This window comes from Enterobacter sp. DTU_2021_1002640_1_SI_PRY_ASU_LCPMC_013, assembly GCF_032389435.1.
GTDB lineage: Bacteria > Pseudomonadota > Gammaproteobacteria > Enterobacterales > Enterobacteriaceae > Enterobacter > Enterobacter hormaechei_C.
In genome coordinates this window covers 4,232,469-4,248,912 of the sequence record NZ_CP135594.1, presented here as the reverse complement: position 1 = coordinate 4,248,912, position 16,444 = coordinate 4,232,469, and the positions used below count along the sequence as shown (strand labels likewise).

General features: G+C 56.4%; 14 protein-coding genes and 1 other RNA gene. 5 read left to right on the top strand and 10 right to left on the bottom strand.

Annotated features, from left to right (window positions below):
* Positions 1–4 precede the first annotated feature (4 nt).
* The 9 genes from malX to kbaZ form a co-directional block, all read right to left on the bottom strand.
* On the bottom strand, positions 5–1,576 hold the full coding sequence (malX, locus tag RS584_RS20280) for a maltose/glucose-specific PTS transporter subunit IIBC (protein WP_040118142.1): 1,572 nt from the start codon (positions 1,574–1,576) through the stop codon (positions 5–7).
* A 117-nt stretch (positions 1,577–1,693) separates the two neighbouring features.
* Positions 1,694–2,566: a tagatose-bisphosphate aldolase subunit KbaY gene (gene kbaY / locus RS584_RS20275; protein ID WP_315748551.1), complete on the bottom strand. Its 873-nt coding sequence runs from the start codon at positions 2,564–2,566 to the stop codon at positions 1,694–1,696.
* Between the two features lie 12 nt (positions 2,567–2,578).
* Positions 2,579–3,724: an SIS domain-containing protein gene (locus tag RS584_RS20270; RefSeq protein WP_032104421.1), complete on the bottom strand. Its 1,146-nt coding sequence runs from the start codon at positions 3,722–3,724 to the stop codon at positions 2,579–2,581.
* Between the two features lie 246 nt (positions 3,725–3,970).
* Positions 3,971–5,104, bottom strand: a complete 1,134-nt coding sequence (gene nagA / locus RS584_RS20265) for an N-acetylglucosamine-6-phosphate deacetylase (protein WP_315748550.1) — start codon at positions 5,102–5,104, stop codon at positions 3,971–3,973.
* Positions 5,101–5,535 (bottom strand): PTS galactosamine/N-acetylgalactosamine transporter subunit IIA, encoded by a 435-nt coding sequence (gene agaF, locus RS584_RS20260; protein WP_032104425.1) that lies wholly within the window; start codon positions 5,533–5,535, stop codon positions 5,101–5,103. Before agaF ends, nagA begins: the two co-directional genes overlap by 4 nt.
* 17 nt (positions 5,536–5,552) lie before the next feature.
* Positions 5,553–6,431, bottom strand: coding sequence for a PTS N-acetylgalactosamine transporter subunit IID (agaE, locus tag RS584_RS20255; protein ID WP_315748549.1), 879 nt, complete (start codon positions 6,429–6,431; stop codon positions 5,553–5,555).
* Positions 6,421–7,200 (bottom strand): PTS N-acetylgalactosamine transporter subunit IIC, encoded by a 780-nt coding sequence (agaW, locus tag RS584_RS20250; protein WP_003861730.1) that lies wholly within the window; start codon positions 7,198–7,200, stop codon positions 6,421–6,423. The genes agaE and agaW overlap by 11 nt, the downstream gene beginning before the upstream one ends.
* Before the next feature lie 10 nt (positions 7,201–7,210).
* Positions 7,211–7,684: a PTS N-acetylgalactosamine transporter subunit IIB gene (gene agaV / locus RS584_RS20245; protein ID WP_003861728.1), complete on the bottom strand. Its 474-nt coding sequence runs from the start codon at positions 7,682–7,684 to the stop codon at positions 7,211–7,213.
* A gap of 19 nt (positions 7,685–7,703) precedes the next feature.
* Positions 7,704–9,011, bottom strand: coding sequence for a tagatose-bisphosphate aldolase subunit KbaZ (gene kbaZ / locus RS584_RS20240; RefSeq protein ID WP_315748548.1), 1,308 nt, complete (start codon positions 9,009–9,011; stop codon positions 7,704–7,706).
* A gap of 239 nt (positions 9,012–9,250) precedes the next feature.
* Here kbaZ and RS584_RS20235 point away from each other — a divergent pair, with 239 nt between their 5' ends.
* Positions 9,251–10,054, top strand: a complete 804-nt coding sequence (locus tag RS584_RS20235; RefSeq protein ID WP_017693937.1) for a DeoR family transcriptional regulator — start codon at positions 9,251–9,253, stop codon at positions 10,052–10,054.
* A 540-nt stretch (positions 10,055–10,594) separates the two neighbouring features.
* On the opposite strand, the gene garD is transcribed toward RS584_RS20235, so the two are convergent.
* On the bottom strand, positions 10,595–12,166 hold the full coding sequence (gene garD, locus RS584_RS20230; protein WP_315748547.1) for a galactarate dehydratase: 1,572 nt from the start codon (positions 12,164–12,166) through the stop codon (positions 10,595–10,597).
* A gap of 367 nt (positions 12,167–12,533) precedes the next feature.
* Here garD and garL point away from each other — a divergent pair, with 367 nt between their 5' ends.
* From garL to rnpB, 4 genes are all read left to right on the top strand, one after another.
* Positions 12,534–13,304 carry a 2-dehydro-3-deoxyglucarate aldolase gene (garL, locus tag RS584_RS20225; protein ID WP_003862676.1) on the top strand — a complete coding sequence of 257 codons (771 nt, stop codon included), beginning with the start codon at positions 12,534–12,536 and terminating at the stop codon, positions 13,302–13,304.
* Positions 13,305–13,325: 21 nt separating this feature from the next.
* Complete coding sequence (gene garR, locus RS584_RS20220) at positions 13,326–14,216, top strand: 2-hydroxy-3-oxopropionate reductase (protein ID WP_017382435.1); 891 nt, start codon at positions 13,326–13,328, stop codon at positions 14,214–14,216.
* A gap of 56 nt (positions 14,217–14,272) precedes the next feature.
* Positions 14,273–15,418: a glycerate 2-kinase gene (gene garK, locus RS584_RS20215; RefSeq protein WP_315748546.1), complete on the top strand. Its 1,146-nt coding sequence runs from the start codon at positions 14,273–14,275 to the stop codon at positions 15,416–15,418.
* A 32-nt stretch (positions 15,419–15,450) separates the two neighbouring features.
* Positions 15,451–15,827: RNase P RNA component class A (rnpB, locus tag RS584_RS20210), an RNA gene on the top strand.
* Positions 15,828–16,444 lie beyond the last annotated feature (617 nt).

Below are 16,444 nucleotides of genomic sequence, written 5' to 3'. Positions count from 1 at the left end.
CCTGTTAAATTAAGGCTTCAATGCCGGATTTGACGCTCTGCACCTGCGGACCGATGATCACCTGAACGCTGTGGGCATCAAGCACCACTACTGACAAGGCGCCCGCGGCCTTCAGCGCCTGCTGGTCGATAAGCCCCATATCTTTCACCACCAGACGTAAGCGGGTAATGCAGTTGTCGAGCGACTCAATATTCTCTTTACCGCCAAGCGCGCGAAGAATAAGCCCATGATCGTATTTCGATTTTCCACGTGCCCGGGTATTGGCTTCCACCGCCTGGAGCGCACCCTGCGCGTCAACCTCACGGCCCGGCGTTTTAATATCGTGCCTGAGGATGTACCAGCGGAAGACGAAGAAGTAGATAACAAACCAGGCAATACCCACCGGGAACAGCAGATACCATTTGGTCGACATCCCCTGCATGACGCCGAAGATCAGCAGATCCAGAATGCCGCCGTCGGTGTTGCCAATGGTGACGCCGAGCAGCGCCATCACCATCAGCGCCAGGCCAGACATAACGATATGAAACGCGTAAAGCACAGGGGCAATAAACAGGAACAGGAACTCAATCGGCTCTGAAATACCCGTGACAACTGAAACCAGCACGCCTGAAAGCAGCAGCCCTTTAATCACCGGACGGTTTTCCGGGCGCGCGGTGCGGTAGATAGCGTAAGCCACGGCAGGCAGGCCGAAGATAAAGGTCGGCATAAACCCTTGCGATAAAAATGCCGTAACGTGCGGGCTAAACGGCAGGCCAGCTTTCAGCTCGGCGTAGAAAATGTTCAGCGCACCGGCCACTTCCTGGCCGTTAACCATCTCAATGCCGCCCGCCGGGGTGAAGCGCACCATTGCCAGCAGAATGTGGTGCAGGCCAAAAGGTTTGAGCAGCAGCACGCCCACGCCATACAGGAACGGCCCAAAGACGCTGGTGCTCTGGATGATATGACCAATCCCGGCAATGCCCATTGCCACATATTCCCACAGCAGGGGGATAAACAAGCCGACCAGCGACAGGGTGAGGGCGGTAACAATCGGTACAAAACGAATGCCGCTAAAGAAGGCAAACGCGTCGTGCAGCACCGTGTCCTGGAAGCGTTCGTGCAGGAAGTAGGTGATCACCCCTACCACAATGCCGCCGAGCACGCCCATCTCCAGCGTTTGAATGCCAAGCACGATGGATTGTCCCACCTGTCTCATGGTGGCGGCATCCGCAAGCTGGTGGGTGGCGGTCAGGTAGTAGTTGATGCTCATGTTCATCAGCATGTAGCCAACGAATCCGGCAAAAGCGCCTACCGCTTTATTACGTCTGGCAAGGCCCATCGGGATCGCCATGGCAAACATCAGCGGCAGATAGGTAAAAGCAAAGCCGCCGACCATGGCGATAAAACCAAAGGTGAGCTGCGTTAACTCGCCGCCCAGAAAGGGAAAACTTTTGATGGTGGAAGGGCTGGTGACAGAACTACCGATACCTAACAACAACCCCATAAAGGCCAACAGTGAGACCGGGAACATAAACGTCTTTCCCAGGCTCTGGAAAAACTCCCACGCTTTCGATTTAAACGACTTTTCCTGTGTCATGTAGGGACTCCTCGGATTTTTAGGATAATGGAAGGCGCTGTCCGGCTTAAGGACGCGCCTTCATATTTGCGAGGCTTATAGTTATTTTTTTAAGTACTAACGTTATGCGCGATGGGTTCAGGCTTCAGCCGCAAGCAGCAGCCGGTTCTCCGAGCCGCAAACGGTGATTTTGCTTCTGACCACCTCTTTCATGGCATCCATGCCGACGCGCATGTAGAAGCGCGGATCGTTGCCCTGTGGGTTCTCGGCAAACCAGGCTTTGACTGCGTCAGAGAAGGCGATTTTCAGCTCTGTTGCGACGTTAACTTTGCAGACGCCCAGCTCAATGGTGCGGCGCACATCCTCATCCGGCACATCGCTCGCACCGTGCAGCACCAGCGGCACTGTCACTACCTCGCGGATCTCGGCCAGCCGCTGGAAGTCGATTTTTGGGCGTTTGGTATAAAGACCGTGCGCGGTACCGATGGCAACGGCGAGGCTGTCCACGCCTGTCATTTCGACAAAGCGTTTTGCTTCCTGCGGGTCGGTCAGGAACGCGCTTTCGGCGTCGACGCTCATGTCATCTTCAACTCCGCCCAGTCGGCCCAGTTCGGCCTCGACGCTACAGTCGTTGAGGTGGCAGAAATCGACGACCGATTTCACCAGCTTGACGTTTTGTTCGAAGGGGTAATGGCTACCGTCGATCATTGCGCTACGTACGCCGGCATGGACTTTGCGGCGAATGTCGTCCAGCGATTCGTGGTGATCGAGGTGTAGCGCCAGCGGCATGTCATAAGTAAGGGAATATGCGCTGCACAAGGCGTAGATCTCTTCCAGCGCAATATGTTTAAACGTCCCCGGCGTACCCGCGAGGATCACCGGCGATCGCATTTCGCTACAGACTTCGAGGATCGCCTGGATCGTCTCGGCGTTATGGATGTTAAAGGCCGGAACGGCATAGCCCTTCGCCTGTGCGTCCTGCAAAAGATATTTAGTAGAAATAATACTCATGAGCCTGTCCTCTTAAGCCTGCCACGGATGAATAACGACGCCCTGGACCACACGGTTAACCGTACCGCTGGCGGATGGCGTATCCGGCGTATTGCCAACGTGCAGAGACTGGGTCAGTGCGAAGACCTGGGCGTACATCAGGAAGCAGAACGCCTGCTCCATATCGTTAAATGAACGGGAAGGCGGCAGCAGGATATGCGGGCCAGCTTCAATGACCGGATCCGTTTCGGCTGCAATGGCTACCACGCGCATGGCCTGACGATCGCGTCGCAATTCGGCGAGCAGATCCAGATCGTACTGACGTGTGTACGGATGGCTGGAGACAAACACGACGACCAGCGTTTCGTTGTCCACCAGCGACTTAGGCCCATGACGGAAACCTGTTGGCGAATCGTAGAATGCCGCCAGCTTGCCGGCGGTCAGCTCCAGCACCTTCAGCGCAGACTCCCGTGCGGCGCCCTGTAATCCACCGCTGCCCAGATAAACAATGCGTTTCCACGGTTCGTTACCAAAGACGCCGGGACTGAAATCGCCAAGCGATGTGAGGATCGCCTGACAGCGATCGGACACGTCGCGGAACGTTTTGCTGTTGATCGTTTCCGGTGCGAATACCGCCAGGCAGCTCGCCATCATGGTGGTGATGCTGCTTGTCATCGCGAACCCGCGATCGTGCGTTTCGGCTGGCATGAGCAAGGCGCACGCGTTATCGCTGTCGACGGCATTCTGGTACAGGCTGCCCGCTTCATTACAGGTGATCGACAGGTGGTAGCACTCCGGTACAAACTGATTCGCCAGCTCAACGGCGGCGACGCTCTCCGGGCTATTGCCAGAACGGGCGAAAGAGACCAGCAGCAGCGGGTGCGAAGGGCTGAAATAATCCATCGGGTTGGTGACCAGATCGGTCGTAGGTATCGCGGTGATGTTTTTCCCCGTGTGGCTGGCAAGCCATGGCGCAATGATGTCGCCGATAAAAGCAGACGTACCCGCGCCGGTCAGAACGATCCGCAGATCGGGTTTGCGCAACAGTGGCGTCAGAAAACTGTCGATCGACGCGCGCAGATTATCAATATTGTTGAGCGAGCGAAGCCAGCTGGCTGGCTGCTGGCGGATCTCTTTTTCGGTCCAGGTGCCGGTGGTGGCGATAGTGGTTTGTGGCATAACTCAGTCCTTAGTCGTGTGAATTCCACATCAGACGCTGGCAAATGTGTCGCTATCTTTCGTTTCGTTTCACTTGTTCACTTTAGCAGTTAAAGAAAATCTATAGAAAAGAAATCGAAAGTTCAATGGCGAAAAAGAAATAAAACGAAAAGTGTGATCGCGAAAGGAAAGGTAAAGGTCAAGGAAAGGAAAAGAAAGGCCTTACGATCGTCTTCCGTAAGGCCAACAGGGCACACTGTGAAGGGGCTACAGGGAAAGAGCCTGACCCTGGATCCAGATCTGCCGGAGGTGTAAACCCGCATCCAGCGCAAGAACATTGGCGCGTTTGCCTGGCGCTAACGTTCCCAGCAGGTGATCCATACCGAGCAGACGGGCGGGATGCAGCGAGGCCATATGGATTGCGTTTTCTGGGGCGATCCCCGTATGCTCCACCATATTCCGCACGGCGGCATCCAGCGCGAGCGTGCTGCCCGCCAGCCCGCCTGAGGCCGTGCGGACAACGCCGCCCTGCATCTCGACATTTTCACCACACAACGTATAGCGCCCATCAGGCATACCCGCCGCCTGCATGGCATCGGTAATCAGCACCGTACGATCCTTCGCGCAGCCACAACATAGCCGCATGGCTCCAGGATGAACGTGATGCCCGTCGGCAATAAGCTCCAGCCACGCGCGTGGGTCCGTAAGCCCGGCGCCAACCATGCCGGGCTCCCGGTGATGTAACCCCGTCATGCCGTTGTAGCAGTGCACCAGCCCGGCTGCGCCTGCATCAAATGCGGCCAGGGTTTGCGCGTATGTAGCGGCGCTGTGGCCCAGCATGACGCGTATCCCTTTTTGCTTGAGGTGATGGATCGCCTTCAGGGCATCCACTTTTTCCGGAGCAAGCGCCACCACCCGCAGCGTGTTCTGCGAAACCGCAATCAGCTCATCAAGTTCCGCGAGATCCAGTTCGCGAAACAGTTCTGGCGGGTGCGCCCCTTTGTTCTGCGGCGTAAAGTACGGGCCTTCCAGATAGCTGCCCAGGATCTGCGCGCCGGGGCCACCGGCATGACAGCGACGGGCAATGCGCCGTAACGCGCCATGGATCGCCTCCAGCGGAGCGGTGACGGTGGTAGGCAGAAACGCCCCCACGCCTTCACGCGCTTTGTGCACGGCTAACCGGTCCAGCACGTCGGGCGCATCATCCATCACATCCACACCCGCGCCGCCGTGGACGTGGATATCAATGTATGCCGGGCAAAGCAGGTCTGCCTCGCGGGTATTAACCCCTGCCGGAATCGGCTCGATGGCGGTGATGACGCCTCTATCCATACGCAGCTGATGGTCATCCAGCCAGCCCTGCCCGGTAAGCAGACGACGCGCGCGCAGCAGCTGCCTCATATCCCTTCCTCGGCGGGCGCTTCCTCGCGACAGCGTGCAAGTTCATCCACCAGGCTGGTCAGGCCGCGATGGCCGCACTCCAGCGCCTGCAAACGAAAGGCTTCACTGCTTAACCCGTCGCGCTCCAGAACCATCTCCAGCAAAAGCTGGAGATTGGTGCCGGTGATCACTTCGCTGCCGGGGCGCTGCATCGCGAGGGTAGAGGCCACACGAAACGGCGTACCGCCGAGAAGATCGGTGAGAAACACGATATCGTGCTCTGCATCCAGTTCATTCACTGCCTGCTCAAGCTGCCCGGTCAGCCGCGCAGTGGTGGAGCTTTCCGGAAAATCGATGGCGATAAACTGCGGCTGTTCGCCGAGGATTTGCTTCATCGCCTGTTCCAGCCCGCTGGCAAAACCGCCGTGACCCGTCAAAATAATGCCTAACATCGCAACCTCTTTGCTTATTACAGGAAGTGACAGAATTTACCGACAACGCCCAGCACCACGGTGATACCAATCAGGCGCAGCGGGCTCCAGCCACGGCGTACCAGCCAGAACATGGTCAGGGTGTAGGCCAGCGGCAGAAAGGCGGGCATCAGTTTGTCGATCACATCGGTTTGCAGTTTGACGACCGCATCCCCGGCTTTAATCTCGAGTGTGGTATTCAGGCGCACATAGGTTGCCACCAGCGCACCAATCACTGTCATCCCGACAATGGACGCAGCATGACCAACCTTTTTGGTGTTGGCCTTGATCAGCGGGATCGCGGCGACACCCATTCGGTAGGCATAGTGCGCCAGACCAAAACGCAGGCCGAGATGCACCACGTTAAACAGCACGATAAAGACCACCGCGCCAAGAATGGATCCCTGTAGCGCCAGGCTGGCGCCAATCCCCCCGCAGATGGGCAGCAGGGTCAGCCAGAACATGGCGTCACCAATGCCACCGAGCGGTGCGCCGACGGCAATTTTAGTGCTCTGGATGCTGTTCACATCCTGCTTGGAACGCTCCATTGCCAGAATAATGCCGATGACGAAGGTCACCAGGAACGGGTGGGTGTTAAAGAAGCCCATATGGCCTTTCATGGCGCGCGCCAGGTCCCGCTTATTGGTGTGGATCTTTTTTAGCGCGGGCAGTAGCCCATACAGCCAGCCGGAGGCCTGCATACGCTCGTAGTTAAACGAGGCCTGTAGCAGCATGGAACGCCAGGCGACACGGTTAATATCCTTTTTCGTTAGCTCAGCGCCAATACTCTGGTCTTCGTAGACGTTTTCATTCACGCCGGTCAGCAGTGTCTCTTCACTTTCAGACACGCCCGGCAGGGTGGTGTGATTAGATGCCATCTTCAAATTCCTCTTTCTGGGCCGCAGGCGCCGTGGGTTCAGGCGATTTGCGCAGCAGGTCGATCAGCGCCATCGCCAGCGCAGCCGCGGCAATCGCCAGCACCGGGAGTTTCAGCCAGGCCGCGGCGACAAAGCCGATAATGAAGTAAGGGATGTAAACGTTTTTCATCATGATCTTCAGCAGCACGGCGAAGCCGATCGCTGGCATGATGCCGCCCGCGACGCCGAGACCGTCGATCAGACGTTCCGGCAGCACGTCAATGGCGGTTTTCGCATGTTCAGCCCCGAAGTAGATGGGCAGAAATGCACACAGGAAGTAGAAGACGCCGAGCGCCAGCAGTGCCAGATAGTTGACCCGTTCAATACCACGGGTGTCTGCGTTAGCCGCCATGCGATCGCAACGGGACATCACGCCGGACATCACCGAGAAGAGGAAGGTGATCCCCATCTGAACCGCCACGGCAAACGGCACGGCGACCCCAACGGCGACATCCGGCTTCACGCCTGTAGTAATGGCAAATGTGGTGCCAACGATGGTGCCGATAATCACGTTTGGCGGCTGCGCGCCCGCCAGCGGCGCGAGTCCCATCCAGACCAGTTCTAACGTACCGCCGGTCAGAATTCCGGTGTGCAAATCGCCCAGAATCAGGCCAACCAGTGGCCCGAGCACCACCGGACGGTGCATGTGTGTTAAGCCGTTAAACATATCCAGGCCCGCTATAAAGGCGAGAAGCCCCAGCGCGAAAGCCTGCAACAGACTGATTTCCATTGTGAATCCCTCAGAGCAGTTTAAAGAGATCCAAAGCAGTCTCTGTTGGAACGCCCTGAACGAAGCATTCCACTCCGGCCGCCTTCAGGCCGTTAAACGCGGCGATATCGTTCGCGTCTACAGATACCGTTTTGGCAATTTGCTGTTTGCCACTGGCGTAATGCATATTTCCGACGTTAATACGGGTGATGGGCACGCCGCCCTCGACCAGCGTTAAAAAATCAGCCGGTGTTTTACAGACCAGCAGAATTTTCTGCCGGTCGGCGGCGCGATGAATGTTGTCGATCACTTTTTGCAGGGACCAGAAACGCACGGCGATGCCTTCCGCAAGCACCATCTCCATCAGGTTTTGCTGAACCGGATCGTCTGCAACCTCGTCATTTGCCACCAGCACCAGGTTCGCCCCCGCAAACCCCACCCACTGTACGCCCACCTGACCGTGGATCAGGCGTTCATCAATGCGGCATAAGACAATGTTTGGCATAGCGTTTTCCTCTTTTTAATTATGCGTGTTGAGTCGTTACGCCTTCGCAGGCGGCATGGTACTGCTGGAGTATGTCCTGAATGTGGTCGAGGATGAGTTCCCGTGGTGTGGACCTGAGAGCGCCATCGCGAACTTTGCTGTACTGCAACGGCAGATACTGGCTGATCAGCGGCAGCGGGATCGGTTCATCCGCCAGGTTGCGTACCAGCCGCTCAAAGGCGTCGTCAATCTGGCTGTCTGGCCAGTAATAGCGCACGCGGTCGGAATAGCTGTAACCGCGCGCCAGGCGACGGGCATTGCCGTCGCCGTGATAGTGGCTTTGCCAGTATTCCGGGCGATCGAGCATCACGTTTTCCAGGACGTGACGCAGCCCTGAGCAGGCTTTTGCCGGCAGCAGCTCTTCTTCAATTGCTGCCAGTGAGAACAGCGCTTCGCGCAGCGCGAAGGTTAGCGCAGGGCCGACTTTCAGAATGGCGAAGTGATCTTTCACCAACTGGCGCAGCGCCTGCGGCGTCTGGTAATCGGTAGAGTGTGCTTCAAATACAAGCGTGTCGTAGGCTTCAACCATCTCGCTCAGCGCGACGGCTTTATGCGGTTGATAGTCACAAACCTGCGCATGGTCGAACTCAACGCCAGGCTGAACCACCAGGCCAATAATGCGCGGCCAGATGTCGCTTAACCCTTCCTTCTCGAATGCGTGGCGGTGTGCCTCAAGCGTGGCGCGTGCCGCCTCTGGCGTGGTGACCTCAAGCTCGGTCAGCGTCTCGTGTGCCCCACCGGGAACCGGAACTTCCGTGCCGATAACGTAGACCAGATCGGCTACGCCAAATTGCTCGAGACAGGTGGTTTCGGCAATTTTAGCCAGCCGAGCGGCACGCCCGGCAACGATTGCATCGGTTAACGGAACCGGGTCGTCTTCGCAGGACATGCTGCAATCGAGGTGAATTTTTTTAAATCCGGCCGCCACGTAGCTTCTGATCAGATCGTCGGCGTTCGCCATCGCCTGCGAAGCCGGCAGGTTTTGCCAGCGGTTTGGACCTAAATGATCGCCGCCAAGGATCAGCTGCAAGGTGGGGAAACCAAGAGATCCCGCCAGCTTGCAGACAAACCCATAAAAATCGGCGGGCGTCATACCGGTATAACCGCCAAACTGATCCACCTGGTTTGAGGTGGCTTCTATCAGCAGGGGCGTCTGTTGTGAATGGGCGTAACGTAGTGCAGCTTCAAGTACCAGTGGATGTGCGGAACAGACGGCATAAATCCCGTTTGTATTCCCCCGTTTATGTTGTTCCACCATTTCTGTCAGATGTTTCACTTTCCTCTCCATTTCGGATGGTGTTGGTATTCATCTTTCGTTTTGTTTCATTTGATACTGCATTATGGTGAGGTAAAAATAAAACGAAAGATAATAGTTTTCCGATCTGTTTCACAAAAGAAACATAATGAAAGGTTTCAGCGGCGATTAAGCTTGCGTCCGCACACCATACAGGGCTTGCATTCCCTCAAAAGAAAGGCGTTAATAAGCAAAACGAAATGAAACGAAAGTGTATTTACTAAGGAGCTCGTATGAGCAGCACCGATTCATCCGCAGAGAAGCGCATCACCGGCACCAGTGAAAGGCGAGAGCAGATCATTCAGCGGTTGCGGGCGCAGGGAAGCGTGCAGGTTAACGATCTTTCTCTTTTATTCGGCGTGTCGACGGTGACGATCCGTAACGATCTGGCCTTTCTGGAAAAGCAGGGGATTGCCGTTCGCGCTTACGGCGGCGCGCTGATTTGCGAAGGCAATGCCCCCGGCGTGGAGCCGTCCGTTGAGGACAAAAGTTCCCTTAATACGGCAGTGAAGCGCAGCATCGCGCAGGCGGCGGCTGAACTGGTGAAGCCGGGTCACCGCATTATTCTGGACTCCGGCACCACAACCTTTGAAATTGCCCGCATGCTGCGCCAGCACACCGATGTCATTGCCATGACCAACGGGATGAACGTGGCAAACGCGCTGCTGGAAGCGGAGGGCGTGGAGCTGCTGATGACCGGCGGGCACTTGCGCCGTCAGTCGCAGTCCTTCTACGGCGACCAGGCGGAGCAGTCCTTACAGAATTACCATTTTGACCTGCTGTTCCTGGGCGTCGATGCCATCGATCTCGACCGGGGGGTAAGTACGCACAACGAGGATGAAGCCCGTCTGAACCGCAAAATGTGCGAGGTGGCGGAGCGTATTATCGTTGTCACTGACTCCAGCAAGTTTAATCGTTCAAGCCTGCATAAAATCATTGATACTCAGCGGATCGACATGATTATCGTTGATGAAGGCATTCCGGCGGAAAGCCTTGAAGGATTACGCAAAAGCGGGATCGATGTGGTGCTGGTCTAAAGAGGCTTTTCCCCTCACCCTAACCCTCTCCCCATAGGGAGAGGGTTCCCCAGTAATTTGAAAGCAAAAGCGATAACGTTGCCTCAGAATAACTGAGGGCTTTCAGCGATGCCTCGGTCCGGCTGTAAATCGCTGAGGCGTTTCCTGGAGGCCGGGGCGAGGCGCAGGGATGCGCCGAGAGGGCGGGCTTTACAGGGATGTTACCTCCGCCCGTCCCCGATAAGCCGGAAGGAATAAGCCGAAGGCACCGCGAAGCGGCGATTTACCGCCGGAAGCCCGGGTCGCCAGGGTGGTGGCGACTGAGCCACCCTGGCACGTTCACCGGTCATGTCGTGACAGAGTAGCAAGGAACATAACGTGAACGGAATGACCACCAGAGCCGTATGTTCCCCCTCACCCCAGCCCTCTCCCTCAAGGGAGAGGGGGCCGTCTGTGCAGGCATTATTTTGTGGGGAACCCTCAGCCCCATAGGGGAGAGGGGACTGCCCGGTGCGGTTTTTTACCCTCTCCCCGGTGGGGAGAGGGCTGGGTGAGGGGCCATCAGGTCACCGGCGCCGGGTTAAACACCGCCAGCGAGTTATGCAATCCCCATTGATCGGAGAAGGTTTTCTTCCGCCCGCTTGCCACATCCAGAATGAAGTGGAACAGCTTCCAGCCCACCTCTTCAATACTCTCTTCCCCGGTGGCGATGGTGCCCGCGTTGATATCCATTAAGTCATACCAGCGATTTGCCAGCTCGGTGCGGGTCGCCATTTTGATCACCGGTACCGCCATCAGGCCGTACGGCGTGCCGCGTCCGGTGGTAAAGACCTGTACCGTAATGCCGGACGCCACCTGCTGGGTGCCGCAAACGAAATCACTGGCAGGCGTTGCCGCGTAGATCAGACCGCGTTTGGTTGGTCGCTGGCCAGGTGAGAGCACTTCCACAATCGCGCTCTGGCCGGATTTGGCAATCGACCCGAGGGCCTTTTCCACCACGTTCGCCAGGCCGCCTTTCTTGTTACCCGGAGACGGGTTGGCGCTGCGGTCGGTTTTGCCCATGTCGAGATAGTTATCGTACCAGGCCATCTCCTCCAGCAGGCGTTTGCCCACCTCTTCGTTGACGGCGCGCGGCGTGAGCAGGTGGATAGCATCACGTACTTCGGTGACTTCGGAGAACATCACCGTGGCGCCGCAGCGCACGAACAGATCGGAGGCATAACCGACTGCCGGGTTGGCGGTGACGCCGGAAAACGCATCGCTGCCGCCACACTGTGTCCCAACGACCAGTTCAGAGGCCGGGCAGGTTTCACGCTGGCGTTTGTTCAGCTTCTCCAGATGGCGCTCTGCCACCTGTAAAATGTCGTCGACCATCGATCTGAAGCCGACATGGTGTTCATCCTGAAGACGCACAACACTGGCATCGTCAACCGGAATGGCTTTCACATCCTCCGTACCCTGCAACAGGCGTTCTGGCTGCAATTTTTCACAGCCGAGACCAATCACCATGACCTCACCGCCAAAGTTAGGGTTAAGGGCGATATTGTGAATCGTGCGGATCGGCACGACCGCTGCGGGCGCGTTGATCGCCACGCCGCAGCCGTACAGGTGGTTAAGACCCACCACGCCGTCAACGTTGGGGTATTTCGGCAACAGATCGCGCTCAATAATTTTCACCACGTAATCCACTACGCCCGCCACGCAATGCACGCTGGTGGTGATGCCAAGCAGGTTTTTGGTTCCCACGCTGCCATCCGCGTTGCGGTAACCTTCGAAGGTATAACCCTCCAGCGGAGGCAACGCCTCAGGGACGCGGGTAGCCAGCGGCAACGTCTCCAGCGGTGGGGCGGTGGGCAGCTCAACCAGCGACTCCTCAATCCAGCTACCCTGCGGAATAGCGCGCACCGCATAGCCGATGACTTCGCCGTAGCGCACGATTTCACCGTGAGCCGGGATATCGACCAGTGCGACTTTATGCCCCTGCGGAATGTGCTCAATCAGCTCCAGGCCATCCGGAAAGCGGGTGCCAGCTTTTAAGCCATTGTCGTTGACAATAATCGCCACGTTATCGGTATCGTGCACTTTTATATAGAACGCCGTCGGCGACGCCTGTCGAATTTCAATATCGGCCATTGTTCACTCTTCTCCAGCAAAATATCTGATACTAAATATAGCCAGATGGTTAATTGTTTCTTATTGAGGAAATAAAGAATGCCAGGAGAGGAAAGGTGAGAATGTGATCGCGATCGCTCCCGAACCACTAATCGTTGATTCTGTGCATCAGCGCCCACTGTGTTGGGCATATGCTCAAAATAGCGTGCTACTCCCGTTGGATAATTGAGCATTGAGACAATGTGCTGCCGGGTGGTGACGATTATACTGAATGACGATTTTATAACGCCAAAATTCAGTCAGGAAAATAAATATAACGCTGACGCTGAGTCGGAATAAATAAGAAAAGCTACTGGCTAAAACTGCGGAATTAAAAAAGGTATAAGTAATGAGTAACGACATCTTCCCGAATAAATTTAAAGCGGCCCTCGCGGCGCACCAGATTCAGATTGGCTGCTGGTCTGCGCTGGCCAACCCCATCAGCACCGAAGTGCTGGGCCTGGCCGGGTTCGACTGGCTGGTGCTGGACGGCGAACATGCGCCAAACGATATCAACACGTTTATTCCGCAGCTGATGGCGCTGAAAGGCAGCCACAGCGCGCCGGTGGTGCGTGTGCCCACCAACGAGCCGGTGATCATCAAGCGTCTGCTGGATATCGGCTTCTACAACTTCCTGATCCCGTTTGTTGAAACGGAAGAAGAAGCGGTGCTGGCCGTGGCGGCGACCCGCTATCCACCGGAAGGGATCCGCGGCGTGTCCGTCTCGCACCGCGCCAACATGTTTGGCACCGTGCCGGACTATTTCGCTCAGTCCAACAAGAACATCACCATTCTGGTTCAGATCGAGAGCCAGCAGGGGGTCGATAACGTCGACGCTATTGCCGCGACGGAGGGGGTAGACGGCATTTTCGTCGGCCCGAGCGATCTGGCGGCCGCCTTTGGTCATCTGGGCAACGCCAGCCATCCGGACGTGCAGCGCGCAATTCAGCACATTTTTGCCCGTGCCAAAGCGCACGGTAAACCGTGCGGCATTCTGGCGCCAGTGGAAGCCGATGCCCGCCGCTACCTGGAGTGGGGCGCAACGTTTGTCGCCGTCGGCAGCGATCTCGGCGTATTCCGCGCCGCCACGCAGAAATTAGCGGACGCTTTTAAAAAATAACCATCATTGAGGAAACAGATTATGACGCTGAAAGTGGGTTTTATTGGCCTGGGTATCATGGGCAAACCAATGAGCAAAAACCTCATCAAAGCAGGTTACTCACTGGTGGTTTTAGATCGTAATTCAGACGCGGTGGCAGAGGTGATTGCGGCTGGCGCAGAAACGGCGACAACCGCAAAAGCGATTGCTGAGCAGTGCGACGTGATTATCACCATGCTGCCAAACTCCCCGCACGTGAAAGAGGTGGCGCTGGGTGAGAACGGCATTATCGACGGCGCGAAGCCGGGTCTGGTGGTGATCGACATGAGTTCTATCGCACCGCTGGCAAGCCGCGAAATCAGCGAGGCGCTGAAAGCGAAAGGTGTGGAGATGCTGGATGCGCCAGTCAGCGGCGGCGAACCGAAAGCCATCGACGGCACCTTGTCGGTGATGGTGGGGGGCGATAAAGCCGTGTTTGACAAATACTACGACCTGATGAAAGCCATGGCTGGCTCCGTGGTGCACACCGGTGAAATTGGCGCAGGCAACGTCACCAAGCTGGCAAACCAGGTGATTGTGGCGTTGAACATCGCGGCCATGTCCGAAGCGCTGACGCTGGCCACCAAAGCGGGCGTTAATCCGGATCTGGTCTATCAGGCCATTCGCGGTGGTCTGGCGGGCAGCACCGTGCTGGATGCCAAGGCGCCGATGGTGATGGATCGTAACTTCAGGCCGGGCTTCCGCATCGATCTGCACATTAAGGATCTGGCGAATGCGCTGGATACCTCCCACGGCGTGGGCGCGCAGCTGCCGCTGACTGCCGCCGTCATGGAGATGATGCAGGCGCTGCGCGCGGACGGTCTGGGCACCGCCGATCACAGCGCGTTAGCGTGCTATTACGAAAAACTGGCGAAGGTTGAAATTGCTCGCTAATGACGTCCTGCCCGGTGGCGTTACGCTTACCGGGCCTACGGCTCAGGCATACAACTATGAAAATCGTAATCGCGCCAGACTCTTATAAAGAAAGCCTGTCTGCCACCGAGGTGGCGCAGGCGATAGAAAAAGGATTTCGGGAAATTTTCCCCGACGCTCATTACGTGTCTGTTCCCGTTGCTGACGGCGGAGAAGGTACGGTTGAAGCGATGATCGCCGCGACGCAGGGCACCTGGCAGCAGGCTGTCGTCACCGGCCCGTTAGGGGAAAAGGTGAAGGCCAGTTGGGGGATCTCGGGCGACGGTGCCACCGCGTTTATCGAGATGGCCGCCGCCAGCGGCCTGGTGCTTGTTCCTCCCGCGCAGCGTAACCCGCTCGTCACGACGTCGCGCGGGACGGGGGAGCTGATCCTCAGTGCGCTGGATAAAGGCGCGCGCAACATCATTATCGGTATCGGCGGGAGCGCAACCAACGATGGGGGCGCGGGTATGATGCAGGCGCTGGGTGCGAAGTTTACGGATGCGAACGGGACGGAGATCGGCTACGGCGGCGGCAGCCTGATGGCGCTTAACCGGATTGATATTTCCGATCTCGATCCGCGTCTTCAGGGATGCGCAATCCGCGTCGCCTGTGACGTGACGAATCCGCTGGTGGGTGAAAGCGGCGCGTCGCGTATCTTTGGCCCGCAAAAAGGCGCCACGGAGGAGATGATCCTCGAACTCGACGCCAATCTTGGCCACTACGCCGGGGTGATCAAAAAATCACTGCGCATTGACGTCAACCGGGTTCCGGGGGCTGGCGCCGCGGGCGGCATGGGCGCGGCGCTGATGGCCTTCCTGGGCGCTGAGCTGAAAAGCGGCATCGAGATTGTCACTCAGGCGCTCAATCTTGAAGAACATATTCACGATTGCACGTGGGTGCTGACCGGGGAAGGGCGCATCGACAGCCAGAGCATTAATGGCAAAGTGCCCGTCGGCGTGGCGAGCGTCGCCAAAAAATACCATAAGCCGGTGATCGGGATTGCCGGAAGTCTGACGCAGGATGTGGGTGTGGTGCATCAGTACGGCATCGACGCGGTGTTCAGCGTACTGACCAGTATCGGTTCACTGGAAGAGGCGTTCCAGGGAGCATATGACAACATTTACCGCGCCTCGCGGAATATCGCGGCCACATTGCAGGTAGGCATGCGTAGCCAGGGGTGACAGCGGCGCGCAAACCCTCTATACTGCGCGCCGAAGCTGACCAGACAGTCGCCGCTTCGTCGTCGTCCCTTTCGGGGGAGACGGGCGGAGGGGAGGAAAGTCCGGGCTCCACAGGGCAGGGTGCCAGGTAACGCCTGGGGGGGAAACCCACGACCAGTGCAACAGAGAGCAAACCGCCGATGGCCCGCGCAAGCGGGATCAGGTAAGGGTGAAAGGGTGCGGTAAGAGCGCACCGCGCGGCTGGTAACAGTCCGTGGCACGGTAAACTCCACCCGGAGCAAGGCCAAATAGGGGTTCACATGGTACGGCCCGTACTGAACCCGGGTAGGCTGCTTGAGCCAGTGAGCGATTGCTGGCCTAGATGAATGACTGTCCACGACAGAACCCGGCTTATCGGTCAGCTTCAACTTCTTACGAAACCCCGCTTCGGCGGGGTTTTTGTTTTCTGAAGGTTGCAGGCCGGGTAAGCGAAGCGCCAAACGACATCAATTCTCAATTTTGCGACGCTAAGCACATTTCACTATTTGCCTGACTGTGTGTTCCTCTCATCTGCTGCGCATGATCGTAATCACAAAATTTAACGCTATAAAATTAGAAAATTTTAGTGTTGAGAAGATGTTGTAAATGTTTAGTCAGTGATGCCGAATGTTATTCATTTGATAATTTAATATTGAATCTAAAAACATTCTTCTGGTGAATGTGTGATATATCCCACTCTTTAACCGGAAAGTGAATAAATATTCCTGGTAAAGTTGATAAACCACAAAAATGTTTTAAAGGAATAATGGTGTTTTATTAACCTTTAATTGCCTGAAAGATAGCCTTTATTAATATTTTTAAGGCAAAAAAATTCACGCTGGTTATTGCCATAAAATAAATTTATTACCGCGTTTTTTATTGATCAATATCAGCGTAAATGCGTATTTTTATTGTGATAAGCACTTGATTTTTAAAGACATAAATAGATTTAGGGTGCGATTGAAAACAGAGCGTCCTGGCAAATTGTGAGTAACAGCACATACCCCC